Origin of the sequence: Pseudarthrobacter albicanus, from assembly GCF_018224015.1 — a bacterium.
GTDB lineage: Bacteria > Actinomycetota > Actinomycetes > Actinomycetales > Micrococcaceae > Arthrobacter > Arthrobacter albicanus.
Genome location: NZ_JAGPOT010000032.1, coordinates 1 through 15,345 on the forward strand (window position 1 = coordinate 1; position 15,345 = coordinate 15,345).

The window sequence follows — 15,345 nt, forward strand, 5'->3', positions numbered from 1 at the left end:
TTCCAGCGGGCCGCCCTGCTGGCCGGGGAACACCGCGGAGTTGATCTTCTTCGCGATGTCCGCGTCGTTGGACAGGATGATCCCGCCGCGCGGACCGGCGAGGGTCTTGTGCGTCGTGGACGTCGTGACGTGGGCGTGCGGGACCGGGTTGGGGTGCAGGCCCGCGGCGACGAGCCCGGCGAAGTGCGCCATGTCCACCATCAGGTACGCGCCCACGGCGTCGGCGATCCGGCGGAACTCGGCGAAGTCCAGCTGCCGGGCGTACGCGGACCAGCCGGCCACGATCAGCGCCGGCTTGTGCTCCAGCGCCAGGCGCTCCACCTCGGCCATGTCAATGGTGTGGGTGTCCTCGCGGACCTGGTACGGGACCACGTTGTAGAGCCTGCCGGAGAAGTTGATCCGCATGCCGTGGGTCAGGTGCCCGCCGTGCGCCAGGTTCAGGCCCATGATGGTATCGCCGGGCTTGATCAGCGCGTGCATGACCGAGGCGTTCGCCTGCGCGCCCGAGTGCGGCTGGACGTTCGCGAACCCGGCGCCGAACAGGGCCTTGACCCGGTCGATGGCGAGCTGTTCGATGACGTCCACGTGCTCGCAGCCGCCGTAGTAGCGCTTGCCCGGGTAGCCCTCGGCGTACTTGTTGGTCAGCACCGAGCCCTGCGCCTGCATCACGGCCACCGCCGTGTGGTTCTCCGAGGCGATCATCTCCAGGCCGTCGCGCTGCCGGCCCAGCTCGGCGTCGATCCCCGCGGCGATCTCCGGATCCAGGACGGACAGCTCCGCGTCCAGGGACGCGGACACGACCTGCTCGAACGCGGCTGTTTCTGTGCCTGCGGCCCCGGCGGCGCTCACAGCTCGCCGCCGTTGGCCTCGGCGTACTCCTGCGCGGACAGCAGCGGCCCCTCGGACTCCACCGAGACCTTGAACAGCCACCCGGCACCATACGGGTCGGAGTTGATCACGGCAGGATCGCTCACGACGCCGTCATTGACCTCCGTGACCTCCCCCGTCACCGGGGAGTACAGGTCCGAGACGGACTTGGTCGACTCGATCTCCCCGCAGGTCTCCCCCGCGGTCACCGTGGAGCCGACCTCCGGCAGGTCCACGTACACGATGTCGCCCAGGGCCTCCGCGGCAACGGCGGACACGCCGATCACGGACGGCCCCGAGCCATCAGCGGCAACCCACTCATGCTCGACGGAATACTTCAATTCAGCGGCAACCTTGGCCATGTGTGTTTTTCCTTAAGTCTTGGTATGTGCGAAAAGTGAGAGAGCGCCGGCCCGAACACTGCGAAAAGTGAGAGAGCGTCGGCCCAAACACTGCGAAAAGTGAGAGAGCGTCGGGAGTGGTTACTTTTGGCGCTTGTAGAACGGCAGGGCAACAACCTCGAAGGGCTCCGCTTTGCCGCGCAGGTCGATGTCCAGCGCGGTGCCGGGCCCGGTGAACTCGATGCCGACGTACGCCATCGCAATCGGGTAGCCCAGGCTCGGGGAGGGCTGGCCGGACGTGACTTCACCAACCACTACGCCGTCCTTGAGCACCGGGTAGCGGCCTCGGCCGGCACGGCGGCCGAGGCCCTTCAGGCCCACGAGCCTGCGGCCCGTGGTGGTTCCGGCGCCGGCTGCCTTCGTGGCGGCCAGGGCTGCCTTGCCCACGAAGTCGCCTTCCTTGGACAGTCCGACGACGGGTCCCAGGCCGGCGGCGAACGGGTCACCCTCGAGGGAGAGTTCGTTGCCGTACAGCGGCATGCCGGCCTCGAGGCGGAGCGAATCGCGGGACGCGAGTCCGGCGGGCGTCAGCTCCCCTTCGTCCGCAATGGCGACGAGGGCCTGCCAGAGCGCGGCGGCGTCGTCGTTGTCCACGAAGATCTCGAAGCCGTCCTCCCCCGTGTAGCCGGTGCGCGCCAGCAGCAGGTCTTTGCTGCTGCCGCCGACCAGGAACGGGACCTCCACGGCGGCGTAGTACTTCAGACCGGTGACGAGGTCATGCTGGGCGGCCGGAACCAGGCGCAGCAGGATCTCCTCCGCCTTGGGACCCTGCACGGCGATCAGCGAGGTCGTCGCGGAGGCGTCCTCGACCGCGACGTCAAAGCCCCCCTCTTTGCCGGAACCGGCCCGTTCGGCCAGGGCCGCGGCGACGACCTTCGCGTTCCCGGCGTTGGGCACCACGAGGAACGTGTCTGTTCCGTCCGCCCCGGCGGCCCGCCGGTAGGTGATGAGGTCGTCGATGATGCCGCCGCCCTCGTTGCAGATCAGCGAGTACTTCGCCTTGCCGACCGGCATGGCGGAGATCTTGCCCACGAGGGCGTAGTCCAGGAACGCGGCGGCGTCCGGGCCGGTGACCCAGACCTCGCCCATGTGGGAGAGGTCGAAGAGGCCGGCGGATTTGCGGACGGCGTGGTGTTCGGCCAGCTCGGAGCTGTATTTGAGCGGCATCTGCCAGCCGCCGAAGTCCGTGAAGGAGGCGCCGAGCTTCTGGTGCTCTGCGTACAGGGCCGTGTAATTCTCAGTCATTGTGAATTGCCTTTCAAGCCGGTGAGGCAGTGATCGAGCTCCGGTGATCGAGCCTGTCGAGATCGGTTTCGACAAGCTCAACCACCGGACGCTGGTCTAGTCTTCAAACTCGGAAAGCGGCGGGCAGGAGCAGATCAGGTTCCGGTCGCCGGCGGCGCCGTCGATCCGGCTGACCGGCGGGAAGTACTTGTCCTGCTTGAGGTGGTGGACGGGGAACACGGCCTGCTCACGGCTGTAGGCCCGCGTCCACTCGGAGGAGATGACGGCGGACGCGGTGTGCGGTGCGTTGCGCAGCGGGCTGTCCGCGACCGTGAAGTCACCATTGGCCACCTGGTCGATTTCCTTCCGGATGCCGATCATCGCTTCGATGAAGCGGTCCATCTCGCCGAGGTCTTCGGACTCGGTGGGCTCGACCATGAGGGTGCCGGCCACCGGGAACGAGAGGGTGGGGGCGTGGAAGCCGTAGTCGATGAGGCGCTTGGCGACGTCCTCGGCGGTGACGCCGGTCTTCGCGGTCAGATCACGCAGGTCCAGGATGCACTCGTGGGCCACGAGACCGCCCTCACCCGTGTAGAGCACCGGGAAGAACCCATCCAGGCGCGCGGCGACGTAGTTGGCCGCGAGCAGCGCCGACTTGGTGGCCTCGGTCAGACCCCGGCCGCCCATCAGCTTCACATAGGCCCAGGAGATGGGCAGCACGCCGGCCGAACCGTACCTGGTGGCGGAGATCGGGGTGCCGCCGGCGCCGTTGGCCGGATCCGCAGCGTTGCCGGGCATGAACGGTGCCAGGTGGGCCTTCGCCGCGACCGGGCCGACGCCGGGTCCGCCGCCGCCGTGCGGGATGCAGAAGGTCTTGTGCAGGTTCAGGTGCGAGACGTCGCCGCCGAACAGGCCCGGCTGGGCCAGTCCCACCAGGGCGTTGAGGTTGGCGCCGTCCACGTAGACCTGGCCGCCGGCGGCGTGCACGGCGTCGCAGACCTCGCGGACGTCGGCGTCGTACACACCATGGGTGGACGGGTAGGTGATCATGATCGCGGCCAGCGCGTCCTTGTGCAGCTCGATCTTGGCCGTGAGGTCGGCGTGGTCGATCGTGCCGTCGGAGGAAGTGGCGACCACGACGACCTTCATGCCGGCCAGCACGGCCGAGGCCGCGTTGGTGCCGTGCGCGGAGGCCGGGATCAGGCAGATGTTCCGCCCGGCCTGGCCGCGGGAGCGGTGGTAGCCGCGGATGGCCAGCAGGCCGGCCAGCTCGCCCTGGGAACCGGCGTTGGGCTGGATGGAGACCTGGTCGTAGCCGGTGATCTCGGTCAGCTGCGCCTCGAGGTCCTCGATCAGTTCGCGCCAGCCGGCGGTCTGGGACTCGGGGGCGAAGGGGTGGATGGACGCGAACTCCGGCCAGGACATGGCTTCCATCTCCGCGGTGGCGTTCAGCTTCATGGTGCACGAGCCCAGCGGGATCATGGTGCGGTCCAGCGCGAGGTCGCGGTCCGAGAGCCGGCGGATGTAGCGCAGCAGCTGGGTCTCGGAGCGGTGGGTGTTGAAGACCGGGTGCTGCAGGTAGTCCGAGGTCCGTTCGACGGCTGCGTCCAGGGCGAAGGCGGTGTCGGAGGCGCTGCCCACCACGCTGGCGCCGAAGGCGGCCACGACGTCGGCGACGATGCCCGCCGTCGTCGCCTCATCGGTGGAGATACCGACGGTGTCCGCGTCGATGGCGCGCAGGTTGATGCCCTTGGCCTCGGCGGCGGCGATGATTCCGGCGGCCTTGCCCGGGACGGAGACGGTGACGGTGTCGAAGAAGGATGTGTGCAGCACGGAAAGGCCGGCGGCCTTAAGCGACGCTGCGATCGTCCGGGCGTGGCCGTGCGTGGTTTCGGCGATGGCCTTCAGCCCGTCCGGGCCGTGGTAGACGGCGTAGAAGGAGGACACGATGGCCAGCAGCGCCTGCGCGGTGCAGATGTTGGACGTGGCCTTCTCCCGGCGGATGTGCTGCTCGCGGGTCTGCAGCGCCAGGCGGTAGGCCGGGACGCCGGCGGAGTCGTGGGAGACGCCGACGAGCCGGCCCGGCATGGACCGCTCCAGGCCCTTCTGCACTGCCATGTAGGCGGCGTGCGGGCCGCCGAAGAACAGCGGGACACCGAAACGCTGCGTGGAGCCGACGGCGATGTCCGCGCCCTGCTCGCCCGGAGGGGTGATCAGGGTCAGGGCCAGCAGGTCAGCGGCCACGGTGACGAGGGCGCCGCGTTCCTTCGCCGCCGCGATCACCTCAGCGTGGTCAAACACCCGGCCGGAGGCGCCGGGCTGCTGCAGGACGATTCCGTTGATGACGCCAACGGGCAGGCCCTTGGAGAGGTCGGCGACCTCCACCTCGAAGCCGAGCGCCTCCGCGCGGCCCTTGACTATGGCGATGGTCTGCGGCAGGCAGTCGGCGTCCAGCACGGTCTTGCCGTCGTGGGCGGGCTTGTTCTTGTTGGCCCGGCGCATCATCAGCACGGCCTCGGCGACGGCGGTGGCTTCGTCCAGCAGCGACGCGTTGGCGACCGGCAGGCCCACCAGGTCCTGGACCATGGTCTGGAAGTTCAGCAGCGCCTCGAGCCGGCCCTGCGAGATTTCCGGCTGGTAGGGCGTGTAGGCGGTGTACCAGGCCGGGGCCTCGAGGATGTTCCGGCGGATCACCGGCGGCGTCAGGGTGTCGTAGTAGCCCTGGCCGATCATCTGCACGGCGGTCTTGTTCTTCGCAGCGATCCTGCGCAGTTCGGCGAGGACTTCGACCTCGCTGAGGGCTTCGGAGAGCTCCAGCGGGGAGTCCTGCCTGATGTCTTTCGGGACGGCGGTGTCCACGAGCGCATCGACGGTGTCGTAGCCGACAGCCTTCAGCATGGCGTCGACGTCGGACTGGCGGCGGGCGCCGATATGCCGGTCAACGAAGGACGTGGAGGCTGGGGTAACAGTCACAAGGAACTCCATAAATAAGGCGGCGCAGGGTGCGCCACATTGGTTCGGGTTCCTCCCCGCTCTGTATTGGACCTGAGAGTTTCCGCATTGCCCGCTGTCGCAGGGCGCCGCTTGCACCGTCGGTGAGCACAGCATGCCAGGGGCCAATTGTCCGGGACGGACCCGGAGCCGGGCTGGACAGCCTGCTACTTTCCAGAGTTGCCTTGCCGCGGCGGTACATGGGCCTGAGAGATTCCTGGGGAGGGTTTGCTCCTACGGCGCCTGCTTGTACCTACTAGCAGAACTCTCCCGCCGCAGATCAAAGGCATATTCAATTGCGGTGACAACAGTCACGGCTCCCATTGTCCTCTGTCCGGCCCGCGTCTGCAAACTCCTACGAGGGAGCGCCGCAGGCTCAGCCGCGCAGCCGTTCGACGGCGGCCAGCAGGCTTTCGACGTCGCCGCCCACCTCGGGGAGCGTGCCGCCGGGGCCGCGGGCCAGCATGGCGTTGAAGTACAGCCCGTCCCCCATGTACAGGACGGCCTTGGCCATCCCGGGTCCGATGTCGGCCGCCAGAAGTTCAAGCCAGCGGGCCTGGCCGGCCGCGAAGCGGTGCAGGGTCTCCTCATGGGCGACTTCGGCCAGCCGGGTGGCGGCCACGAAGACGCGGTCCATCGGGGTGTCCGCCCAGACCGAGGACTTGATGAAGTAGGCTGCGGCACCTTCGGGAGCGGCCGCCATGGCCTTGACGTCCTCGGCAAGGAGCCGGTCCAGCCGCTCGAGCAGCACGGAGATCATGGCTTCCTTGTTCGGGAAGTGGTACAGCAGCCCGCCCTTGGAGACCCCCGCCAGCCTGGCGACGGCATCCAGGGTCGCTGCCCGCTCGCCCTCATCGATCAGGAGGGATTCGAAGGCGTCGAGGACGGCTTCGCGGGCGACGGGTTTTCTGGCCATGGTTCCTATCATGCCCGGCGCCGGCGCCGTTTCTTAACTATACCGTCTGGACGGTATAGTTATCTTGATGAGCAACACATCCTTCAGCCCGCTCACCGGCACCACCGGCACCACCGGCACCACCGGCACCACCGCCACGCCAGCTGTCCCGGCCCCGCGCGCACCGTGGCGCGACTGGCTGGCCCTGGCCGTGCTGATGTTCCCGGTACTGCTCGTGGCGGTGGACAACACCGCCCTGACCTTTGCGCTGCCGTCCATCGCCCGCAGCCTCGACGCCACCGGCGTCCAGCTGCTCTGGATTGTCGACGCCTACCCCCTGGTCCTGGCGGGACTGCTCGTGGCGATGGGCAGCCTGGGCGACAGGATCGGCCGCCGCAGGCTGCTCTTGATCGGCAGCGCCGGTTTCGCCGCCGTCTCCGCGGCGACCGCCTTCGCGCCGAGCGCCGAATGGCTGATCGCCGGCCGCGCCGGACTGGGATTTTTCGGCGCGATGCTGATGCCGTCCACGCTCTCCCTGATCCGCAACATCTTCCCCGAGCCCAACAGGCGCCGGCTGGCCGTGGCCATCTGGGCGGCAGGCTTCTCCGGCGGCGCCGCGCTCGGCCCGATCTTCGGCGGCTGGCTCGTGGAGCACTTCTGGTGGGGTGCAATCCTGCTGGTGGCGGTGCCGATCATCCTGCCGCTGCTGGTGCTCGGCCCGGTCCTGGTCCCGGAATCGCGCGACCCCCAGCCGGGCCGCGTGGACGTTCCCAGCATCATCCTGTCCCTGCTGGTGATGGTTCCCGTGGTCTACGGCATCAAGGCCCTCGCCACCCACGGCCTGGCACCGGAACCCGTTGCCGCCATCGGCTTCGGCCTGCTCATGGGCTACGTCTTCATCCGCCGGCAGCGGGCCCTGCTGCACGGGACTCGGGAACAAGGAGGTCGGGCCCCGAACGGCAAGGAGCAGTCCGCCACGGCGTCACCGCTGCTGGACGTCAGCCTCTTCGGCAACAGGGTCTTCAGCACGGCGATTACCGCCAACGTCCTGGCCTTGTTTTCCTTCAACGGCTTCATTCTGTTCCTGGCCCAGCACCTGCAGCTGCTGGAGGGCCAGTCCCCCTCCGAGTCCGGCGTCGCCATGATCCCGGCCCTGATCGCCACCGTCGCGGCCGGCCTGCTCGTCGTGCCGCTCGTGCGGAAGGTCCGTCCCGGCTTCGTCGTGGCCGGCGGACTCCTGCTGAGCGCAGCAGGCTACTTCCTCGTGGCCTTCGGTGACCACAGCCACGGCCCGGGGATCCTGCTGGCCGCCCTGCTGGTCCTCTGCCTCGGCGTCGGCGCGGCCGAAACGATCTCCAACGACCTGATCCTGGGCGCGGCCCCCGCGGAGAAATCCGGCGCTGCCGCGGCAATTTCCGAGACCGGCTACGAGGTGGGATCCCTGCTGGGCACGGCGATTCTGGGGTCCATCCTGACCGCCTCCTACCAGCGCAACCTCCACCTGCCCGCGGGACTGGGCGAACCGGCCGCCGGCCAATCAACCGGTACGGCAGCCGCGCAGGCAGGCGAGACGCTCGCCGGCGCCGTCGAGCTGGCGCAGTCCCTGCCGGCGCCCCTGGCAGAGGCGGTGACGGCGGCCGCCCGTGCCGCCTTCGAATCAGGCGTCCACGTCACGGCCGCCATCGCGCTGGTGCTGATGGCCGGAGCGTCCGTCCTCGCCGCCGTCGTGCTCCGCAAGGTGCCCACCGCACGCTGACGGAGCGGACGACGGCGGCCGGGTCAGCTGCCGTCGACATACTCCTTGAGCGCGTCGAGCAGGCCGTTGGTGCCCTCCTTGCGGCCTGCCACCTGGGCCGCATCGCTTTCGACGCTGCCGGTGAAGAAAGCACCCTGTTCGGTCAGGGTCAGCAGGGTGCCGTCGCCGTCGGGCTCGAGTTCCAGTGTGCTGAGCGAAACGGACATCCGGACCCCGTCCAGGAGCATCTCATAGGCATAGACGATCCGTTCGTTCTCCACGATGTCGTGGTAGACCGCATGCATCGTGGAGACGAAGCCGCCGGCGGGGCCGCCGACGTCCGTCTCGCGGCCGCCCTCCCGGAAGTCCAGGCTCGATTCGCCCTGGACCCATTCGGGCGGCCCGGCGAACCACTTCTTCTTGCTCGCGTGGTCCGAGAACGCGCGGAAAACGCTCGACGGCGGCGCGTTCAGGCTGCGCACCAGGCTGAAGCTGGCGTGGGTAACGGGGGTGCTCATGGCGGACTCCTGGTATCTGTTCAGTGGGGTGGCTGGGTATCCAGAAAGCTCTCAAGCCGGTCGAGTCGGCGCTCCCCCGGCGTCCGGCGCTGGCCCAGCCAGTTCTCTGCGCGCCGGACCGCGGCAGGGTTGACGCTGCAGCTGCGCACCCGGCCGATCTTTTCGCTGCGGATCAGGCCGCTGGCTTCCAGGACCTGAAGATGCTGCACAATCCCGGGCAGGCTCATCCCGAACGGCTCCGCCAACTGGGAGACCGTGGCCGGCCCCTCGCAGAGCCTGACGAGCATGGCGCGGCGGGTGGGGTCGGCGAGCGCATGGAAGACGCCGTCGAGCTCCTGATCCCCCGCTTGCGGCTCCGTCTGATTGTTAAGCACATACTTAAGTATTCGCTTTCCGCGGCGGAAGTCAAGGGTGTCGTCGCGGGTTAAAGAGAGGCGTCCGGCGCCGGGAGGAACCCGGCGTCGGACGCTTTCGAATGCTTGCAGTAAAGGGCGAGCGGTGCTACTTGGTGTTGGCGGTGGTGACGTTGGCAGTGGCTTTCATGGTCTCCGCGTTCACCATCCAGGCAAACTGCTCCAGCTTGGCGATGATGGCGTGCAGCAGGTCGGCCGACGTCGGGTCCTCTTCGTCCACCTCGTCATGGACCTTGCGCATCGTGCCGACTGCCGCCTCAAGAGCGGCCACGATCCGTTCGATCGCATCCTTGGTAGTGATCAGGCCGGCCGGGAATTCGGCCAGGGAGGTGGACTTGGAGACCGTCGAGCTGCGGCCGTCCGGCAGTGCGTGGAGGGAGCGCATGCGCTCCGCCGTCTCGTCGGCAAACTCACGTGCGGCATCGACGATCTCGTCCAGCTGCAGGTGAAGGTCCCGGAAGTTGGTTCCCACAATGTTCCAGTGCGCCTGCTTGCCCTGGATGTGAAGCTCAATCAGGTCCGCGAGGACTGCCTGCAGGTTGGCCGTGAGAGTAGGTGATGCTTTCATGAATCCTCCTGGGTGGGTCCGATACCGTTTGCCCCGCTGCCGCTAGGGCCGGTACTCCAGACGCTACCCCGGCGGGATCCGGCCGGCGACGATCCCGGCCGGAATTTCTCAGTCAGCTTACTAAGTGCCATGGCGGGGCCTGCTTTGGCGCGGCCTCGTTCAGCACCGGGCCCTGCGGGAACGGAACGCGGGTGATGCCGCCCGCGGTCAGCGGGCGTTCCGAGCGACCGTATAAGAGTTGAGGGGCCGCCCGGTGGACCCGTAGGCCAGTTCCAGGATCACCAGTCCCTTGCGTTCAAGTGCGCCGAGGTAGCGCTGCGCCGTGGGGCGGCTGACGCCAAGCTTGTCGGCAATGCCGGCCGCGCCGATCGGTTTTTGCGAGGCACGTACGGCATCGAAAACCTTCTGCATGGTCGGCTGAAGCCGGGTCCGTGGAGCGGCCGCAGGTTCGACGGCGGCCCGGCGCAGGTTGTAGAGGCTGTCAACGGTGGCCTGATCGCCGCGCGCGGAAGATTCCAGTTCGTCGCGCCAGCGGCGATAGGCCTCAAGCTGGATGCGCAGTTGGTCAAAGCTGAAGGGTTTGACCAGGTAGTAGACAGCCCCGCTGCTCATCGCAGACCGGACAGTGTTCAGATCACGTGCGGCGGTGATGATGATGCAGTCAACCTGGCTGCCGGCGACCTGCAGCGAGCGCAGCAGGGAAATCCCGTCCTCGTCCGGCAGATGGACGTCCAGCAGGAGCAGCTCCGGCTGCAGGCGGCCGATGGCTTCGCGTGCGGCCGCGGCCGTGTACACCTCGCCCACACATTCGAAACCATCAACCCTGGCCAGCCGTGAGGCGTGGATGCCGGCTACCCTGAAATCGTCATCGACTACCAGTGTTTTTATCATTGGGTGTCCTCGTCGTTTGGACCGGATGCTTGCGGGTCGGCTGGGATCCATACTTCAAAATGTCCTCCCGGGCCGGGAAAAACGTCCAGGGTCCCGGCTGCGCGGCGGACGATCCGGCTGACCAGCGCCAGTCCGATCCCGCGGCGCATGCCGGGCCGGGCTTCCTTCGTGGAGTAGCCGTCAACCAGGACCTGGTCAATATTATGGGCTGGAACTCCCGGGCCGTTGTCGCGGACCGCAATAAAGACCCCGTCGGCGTCATCGAATTGGATCGTCACAAGTCGTGGCACCGGTGTGTTGGCAAGCGCGTCGACAGCGTTGTCCAGAAGATTGCCCACAATGGTCAGCAAAGATTGGGGGCTTGCCGTGGCCTGTTCCAGCCGGGAATCGTCGGTCACGCTGATCAGCACGTCCTGCTCAGCCGCGACGGTGATCTTGGCCATCAGGAGAGCAGCCAGCTCAGGTGGTGCGATCCGCCCCCGCAGCCCCTCCCCCAGGGACCTCGAGGTGTCGGAGATCTGGGAGACATAGTTCCTGGCCTGGGAATGATCGCCCATTTCCAGCAGGCTCGCCACCACGTGCAGCCGGTTCGCATATTCGTGTTCCAGGGCCCGCATGGCGTCCATCAGCCCCTGGACGGAGTGCAGGTCCCGGATCAGGGTCTCCGTTTCAGTGCGGTCCCGAAGCGTCACGACAGAGCCTATGCTCCTGCCGGAGAGGACCACCGGCATCCGGTTGACCACCAGGAGGGAATCTTCCGTCAGCGCAACCTGGTCCGCGCCGGGCACGGCCCCGGTCAGCAGGTCCCTCAGCCGGCCCGCGGGGACGAGGTCTGTGAGCGGACGGCCCACCACAGCTCCCTCCGCTGTGAGCAGCCGGCGGGCCTCTTCGTTGATGACTGTCACGAGGCCGTCATCGTCGAGTCCGATAACGGCCTCCCGGATACCGTGCAGCAGGGCTTCGCGTTCCTGGAGCAGGGAGGCGATCTCTGCGGGCTCCAGATCGAACGTCACGCGCTTGATCCGGCGGGCCAACAGGAGGGACCCCAGGACGCTCAGTGAAAGGACGGCAGCCGAGAATCCGACGATCAGCCAGACTTCCTGGACCTGGTCGCTTTGCTCCGTTGTTTCGAGGATACCGACCGAGACCTGACCGATGATCGACCCGTCCGCGGCACGGACAGGAACCTTTGCGTTCGCGGATATGCCCAGGCTTCCGGCATTCACCCCCAAGTGCGTTTGCCCGTCCAGGACTGCCACCGGTTCTTCCAGCTGCTGTCCGATCAGGGCCGCGTTCGGGTGGGAGTAGCGGGTACCGGTGCGGTCAGTGACGACGACATAGGCAGGCTGGGCCGCGTCGATGACGCCGGCGGCCAGCCGCTCGATGGTATGTTGCGGGTCCCCGGCCTGCAATGCTGCGCCGATCTGCGGCATTTGGGAAACAGTGGCAGCTATTCCGAGCGCCCGCAGCCGGTACTGACGGTCCAAGGACTGGTTGCTGATCAGCGTGAACAGAACCCCGCCCATTGTCACGGTGAGCACCAGGATGGAGAGCACCCAGATCAGGATCTGCCCCGTCAGGGTCCGCGTACGTCCGGGAGCTGACCACAAGTCCCGGATTCCCGACCGCCTCACCACAGCCGGCCACCGCGTGGACCGGCCCCGGCCGACGGCGCCCTGAACAAAACGCACAAAACCTGCAGTATCGCAGGTATGTTCCAGAACTTACTGAAGTGTTTTGGCACCGATCATCTCTCTCTAAGCTCGACAAAGCTTATGTGATCCACTTCACGCAAGCCAATGAGTACTTAGGAGAGGATTCGAGTGACGACGGTGTCCGAATCACCAACAATCGGCCGGGACGCGGCAGCTTCCATGTCTCCGGCCATCGAAATGACCGCAGCAACCAAAAGATTCAGGACCCCCGACGGGTCCAGCTACACGGCCCTGAAGAATCTGGATCTGCGCGTCGAGCGCGGAGAGTTCTGCGCCATCGTCGGGCCCACGGGGTGCGGCAAGTCAACGGCGTTGACCTTGGCCGCAGGCATGGAGAGGGCATCCGGCGGTGCCGTGCGCGTCTTCGGAAAGGAAGTCACGGGCATCACCCCCAACGCGGGCTTCATGTTCCAGACAGACGCGATCCTGCCCTGGCAGTCCGTCCTGGAAAACGTAGCCGCCGGGCCCCGGTACCGGGGCGTCGCCAAGAACACGGCATACCGGGACGCCCGGGACTGGATCCGGAGGGTCGGGCTTGCCGGCTTCGAAAGCAACTATCCCCACCAGCTCTCCGGAGGCATGCGCAAACGTGTGGCTCTGGCCCAGAACCTGATCAACGAGCCCGAACTGCTGCTGATGGATGAGCCGTTCAGCGCCCTGGACGTGCAGACCAGAGCCAAGATGAGCACCGAGCTGCTGGGTCTGTGGGAACAAAGCAAACCCGCGGTGGTCTTCGTGACCCACGACCTCGAGGAAGCCATCGCGCTGGCCGACAAAGTCGTCGTCATGACAGCCGGTCCTGCCGCCGGGGTCAAGGCAACCTTCCATATCGACCTTCCCCGGCCCCGCGTGGTCCAGGAAATCCGCTTCGACAAGAAGTTCAACGAGATCTACCAGAACATCTGGGAAGCCCTCCGCGAGGAAGTGGACATCGCCTACGCCCAGACGACCCGGAGCGTGGCCCCGGACGGAAAGGAAGCAGAATGACCATGAGCAGCCTGGACAACACCGTGACCGACCAGGAACAGCAGCCGCTATCCACCGAGGCGCGTTCCGGGGGACGGAAAAGGTCCATCACCCGACGCCGGCTCAAGGTCCTTGCAGTCCAGCTCGGCATCGTCGTCGTGCTTCTGGGCAGCTGGGAGCTGCTGGTCCGCGGCGGCGTGCTCGACGCACTGCTTTACGGGCAGCCCACCCGGATCGTGAACCAGCTTTACATCTGGGTCACCCAGGGGACCGACAACGGATCCCTGGGCCAGCAGATCACTGTGACCATTGAAGAAGCCCTCATCGGCTTCTTCATCGGCACCGCCCTCGGCATTGTCTTCGGGGTCGCGATGGGGCGGATCCAGTTCCTGTCCGAGGTGATCGGCCCCTTCCTCAAGGTCATCAACGCCGTCCCCCGCATCGTGCTCGGATCCTCCTTCGTCGTCATGTTCGGCCTCGGCCTGATGTCCAAAGTCATGCTGGTCATCGTCCTGGTGTTCTTCGGCGTGTTCTTCAACGCCTTCCAGGGCACCAGGGAAGTGGACAAGAACTTCATCGCCAACGCCGAGATCCTCGGAGCCAGCAAATGGCAGGTCACCCGCCAGGTCGTCATCCCCTCCGCCTTCTCCTGGATCATCGCCAGCCTCCACGTGGCCTTCGGCTTCGCACTGATCGGAGCCATCGTCGGTGAGTTCCTGGGATCCCAGGAAGGCCTGGGCAACCTGATCCGGCAGGCACAGGGAAACCTCAACCAGAACGGCATCTGGGCCGCCATGCTCATCATGGCTGTCGTCGCGCTCATCGCCGAGTGGCTGATCACCCGGCTGGAGAACCGGCTGCTGCGCTGGCGGCCCCCGCAGCACAGTGCAGCAGCCGAAGCCTGAGTGCACCAGCTTTCCACCCAACGTCCCGGACCCGGAGGGTTCCGCGACACCAACCATCTCAAAGAGGAGAACAATGTCTACGAAAAAATGGATCGCCGGAGCGGGAATGGCAGCGGCCCTGGTAGCGGCGATGACCGGTTGCGCGAACACGGCCAGCACTGCGGGACAGGCGCCGCAGCAGGCCGGTGACGTCAACGGCCAGCAGGTGAAGATCATGGTGGGCGGCCTGAACAAGCAGATCTACCTGCCCTTCAAGCTGGCCGACCAGCTCGGCTATTACAAGGACGCCGGCCTGAACATCCAGCTCTCGGACGAGCCGGCCGGTGTGGACGCGGAGACCAACATGATCTCGGGCCAGGTCGACGGCGTGGGCGGTTTCTATGACCACAACCAGGTCCTGCAGGCCAAAGGAAAGTCAACCGAGGCCGTCGTGACCATGCTCCAGGTCCCCGGAGAAGTCGAACTATGCCGCAGCGACCTCAAGGACCAGATCAAGTCCGCAGCGGACTGGAAAGGACTCAACCTCGGAATCACCGACCTCGGATCATCCACGGACTACCTGACCCAGTACATCGGCCAGAAAAACGGCGTCGCGCCCACCGAAACACACCGAATCGGCGTGCAGTCCGGAGGAACCCTCATCGCAGCCATGGACCACAAAAACATCGACTGCGCCATGACCACGGAACCCACCGTCTCCCAGCTGGTCAGCACGAACAAGGCGTTCATCCTCTACGACTCACGGACCCTTGCCGGTGCGCAGGAAACCTTCGGCGGGGCCTACCCGGCGACGTCGCTGTACATGACCACCGACTACGTGTCCGCGCATAAGGACGTTGTCCAGAAACTGGCGAACGTCTATGTCAAGACGCTCAAGTACATCCAGGACCACACCGCGGCCGAAATCACCGATAGGATTCCCGCCGACTACTACGCCGGCGTCGGCAAGGACGCCTACATCAAGGCACTGGATGCGGAAAAGGGCATCTACAGCCCGACCGGCCTCATGCCTGCGGACGGCCCGAAGATCGTCAACGACGTTCTTCAGACGAATACCGAAGTCAAGGGCAAGACCATTGACCTGGAAAAAACGTTTACGAACGAATTCGTTCAGGCCGCCAAGTAACACCGCATCGACTTAGCCTTGATCCACCGATCCGCGGTTGGTCCTGATTGATTTCGGGGCCGGCCGCGGTTTTTGGTTTCGGGCATGGCGGATCGCCGGCCTTGCTGCCGGTGGTGTTCCACTGTGTGTT

Annotated in this window: 14 protein-coding genes and 1 riboswitch; of the genes, 4 read left to right on the plus strand and 10 right to left on the minus strand. The window is 66.4% G+C overall.

Annotation, left to right across the window (positions count from 1 at the left end; all coding sequences use genetic code 11):
* From glyA to J9611_RS09205, 5 genes are all read right to left on the minus strand, one after another.
* Positions 1-849, minus strand: an 849-nt coding sequence (gene glyA / locus J9611_RS09185) for a serine hydroxymethyltransferase (protein WP_211879512.1), incomplete at its 3' end; no start/stop codon positions are given.
* Complete coding sequence (gene gcvH, locus J9611_RS09190) at positions 846-1,229, minus strand: glycine cleavage system protein GcvH (protein WP_211879513.1); 384 nt, start codon at positions 1,227-1,229, stop codon at positions 846-848. The genes glyA and gcvH, both read right to left, overlap by 4 nt.
* Positions 1,230-1,349: 120 nt before the next feature.
* Positions 1,350-2,513, minus strand: coding sequence for a glycine cleavage system aminomethyltransferase GcvT (gene gcvT, locus J9611_RS09195; protein ID WP_211879514.1), 1,164 nt, complete (start codon positions 2,511-2,513; stop codon positions 1,350-1,352).
* Positions 2,514-2,609: 96 nt separating this feature from the next.
* Positions 2,610-5,477: an aminomethyl-transferring glycine dehydrogenase gene (gcvP, locus tag J9611_RS09200; protein WP_246527592.1), complete on the minus strand. Its 2,868-nt coding sequence runs from the start codon at positions 5,475-5,477 to the stop codon at positions 2,610-2,612.
* A 190-nt stretch (positions 5,478-5,667) separates the two neighbouring features.
* Positions 5,668-5,766: riboswitch (glycine riboswitch) on the minus strand.
* Positions 5,767-5,859: 93 nt separating this feature from the next.
* Positions 5,860-6,399: a TetR/AcrR family transcriptional regulator gene (locus J9611_RS09205; protein WP_211879516.1), complete on the minus strand. Its 540-nt coding sequence runs from the start codon at positions 6,397-6,399 to the stop codon at positions 5,860-5,862.
* 196 nt (positions 6,400-6,595) lie between these two features.
* Here J9611_RS09205 and J9611_RS09210 point away from each other — a divergent pair, with 196 nt between their 5' ends.
* Positions 6,596-8,134 (plus strand): MFS transporter, encoded by a 1,539-nt coding sequence (locus J9611_RS09210; RefSeq protein WP_372447777.1) that lies wholly within the window; start codon positions 6,596-6,598, stop codon positions 8,132-8,134.
* Between the two features lie 23 nt (positions 8,135-8,157).
* On the opposite strand, the gene J9611_RS09215 is transcribed toward J9611_RS09210, so the two are convergent.
* The 5 genes from J9611_RS09215 to J9611_RS09235 form a co-directional block, all read right to left on the minus strand.
* A complete protein-coding gene (locus J9611_RS09215; protein ID WP_211879518.1) occupies positions 8,158-8,631 on the minus strand; it encodes an SRPBCC family protein in 474 nt (157 codons plus the stop codon).
* Positions 8,632-8,651: 20 nt separating this feature from the next.
* Entirely contained in the window at positions 8,652-9,005 is a 354-nt protein-coding gene (locus J9611_RS09220; protein ID WP_307857061.1) for an ArsR/SmtB family transcription factor, read from the minus strand.
* A 127-nt stretch (positions 9,006-9,132) separates the two neighbouring features.
* The gene (locus J9611_RS09225) at positions 9,133-9,612 is read right to left on the minus strand and encodes a Dps family protein (protein WP_211879519.1); all 480 of its coding nucleotides are present in this window, start codon (positions 9,610-9,612) and stop codon (positions 9,133-9,135) included.
* A gap of 207 nt (positions 9,613-9,819) precedes the next feature.
* The gene (locus tag J9611_RS09230; RefSeq protein ID WP_211879520.1) at positions 9,820-10,503 is read right to left on the minus strand and encodes a response regulator; all 684 of its coding nucleotides are present in this window, start codon (positions 10,501-10,503) and stop codon (positions 9,820-9,822) included.
* Complete coding sequence (locus tag J9611_RS09235) at positions 10,500-12,113, minus strand: ATP-binding protein (protein WP_211879521.1); 1,614 nt, start codon at positions 12,111-12,113, stop codon at positions 10,500-10,502. Before J9611_RS09235 ends, J9611_RS09230 begins: the two co-directional genes overlap by 4 nt.
* A gap of 213 nt (positions 12,114-12,326) precedes the next feature.
* Here J9611_RS09235 and J9611_RS09240 point away from each other — a divergent pair, with 213 nt between their 5' ends.
* The 3 genes from J9611_RS09240 (at position 12,327) to J9611_RS09250 (ending at position 15,215) form a co-directional block, all read left to right on the plus strand.
* Positions 12,327-13,205 (plus strand): ABC transporter ATP-binding protein, encoded by an 879-nt coding sequence (locus J9611_RS09240; protein ID WP_211879522.1) that lies wholly within the window; start codon positions 12,327-12,329, stop codon positions 13,203-13,205.
* Positions 13,202-14,089, plus strand: a complete 888-nt coding sequence (locus J9611_RS09245) for an ABC transporter permease (protein WP_211879523.1) — start codon at positions 13,202-13,204, stop codon at positions 14,087-14,089. Before J9611_RS09240 ends, J9611_RS09245 begins: the two co-directional genes overlap by 4 nt.
* A gap of 73 nt (positions 14,090-14,162) precedes the next feature.
* A complete protein-coding gene (locus tag J9611_RS09250) occupies positions 14,163-15,215 on the plus strand; it encodes an ABC transporter substrate-binding protein (RefSeq protein ID WP_211879524.1) in 1,053 nt (350 codons plus the stop codon).
* Positions 15,216-15,345 lie beyond the last annotated feature (130 nt).

What these genes read in the sequence shown, in the direction of transcription:
- gcvH (WP_211879513.1), bottom strand. Translation starts at nt 1,229, where the DNA reads ATGGCCAAGGTTGCCGCTGAATTGAAGTATTCCGTCGAGCATGAGTGG.
- gcvT (WP_211879514.1), bottom strand. Translation starts at nt 2,513, where the DNA reads ATGACTGAGAATTACACGGCCCTGTACGCAGAGCACCAGAAGCTCGGC.
- gcvP (WP_246527592.1), bottom strand. Translation starts at nt 5,477, where the DNA reads ATGGAGTTCCTTGTGACTGTTACCCCAGCCTCCACGTCCTTCGTTGAC.
- J9611_RS09205 (WP_211879516.1), bottom strand. Translation starts at nt 6,399, where the DNA reads ATGGCCAGAAAACCCGTCGCCCGCGAAGCCGTCCTCGACGCCTTCGAA.
- J9611_RS09210 (WP_372447777.1), top strand. Translation starts at nt 6,596, where the DNA reads ATGTTCCCGGTACTGCTCGTGGCGGTGGACAACACCGCCCTGACCTTT.
- J9611_RS09215 (WP_211879518.1), bottom strand. Translation starts at nt 8,631, where the DNA reads ATGAGCACCCCCGTTACCCACGCCAGCTTCAGCCTGGTGCGCAGCCTG.
- J9611_RS09225 (WP_211879519.1), bottom strand. Translation starts at nt 9,612, where the DNA reads ATGAAAGCATCACCTACTCTCACGGCCAACCTGCAGGCAGTCCTCGCG.
- J9611_RS09230 (WP_211879520.1), bottom strand. Translation starts at nt 10,503, where the DNA reads ATGATAAAAACACTGGTAGTCGATGACGATTTCAGGGTAGCCGGCATC.
- J9611_RS09245 (WP_211879523.1), top strand. Translation starts at nt 13,202, where the DNA reads ATGACCATGAGCAGCCTGGACAACACCGTGACCGACCAGGAACAGCAG.
- J9611_RS09250 (WP_211879524.1), top strand. Translation starts at nt 14,163, where the DNA reads ATGTCTACGAAAAAATGGATCGCCGGAGCGGGAATGGCAGCGGCCCTG.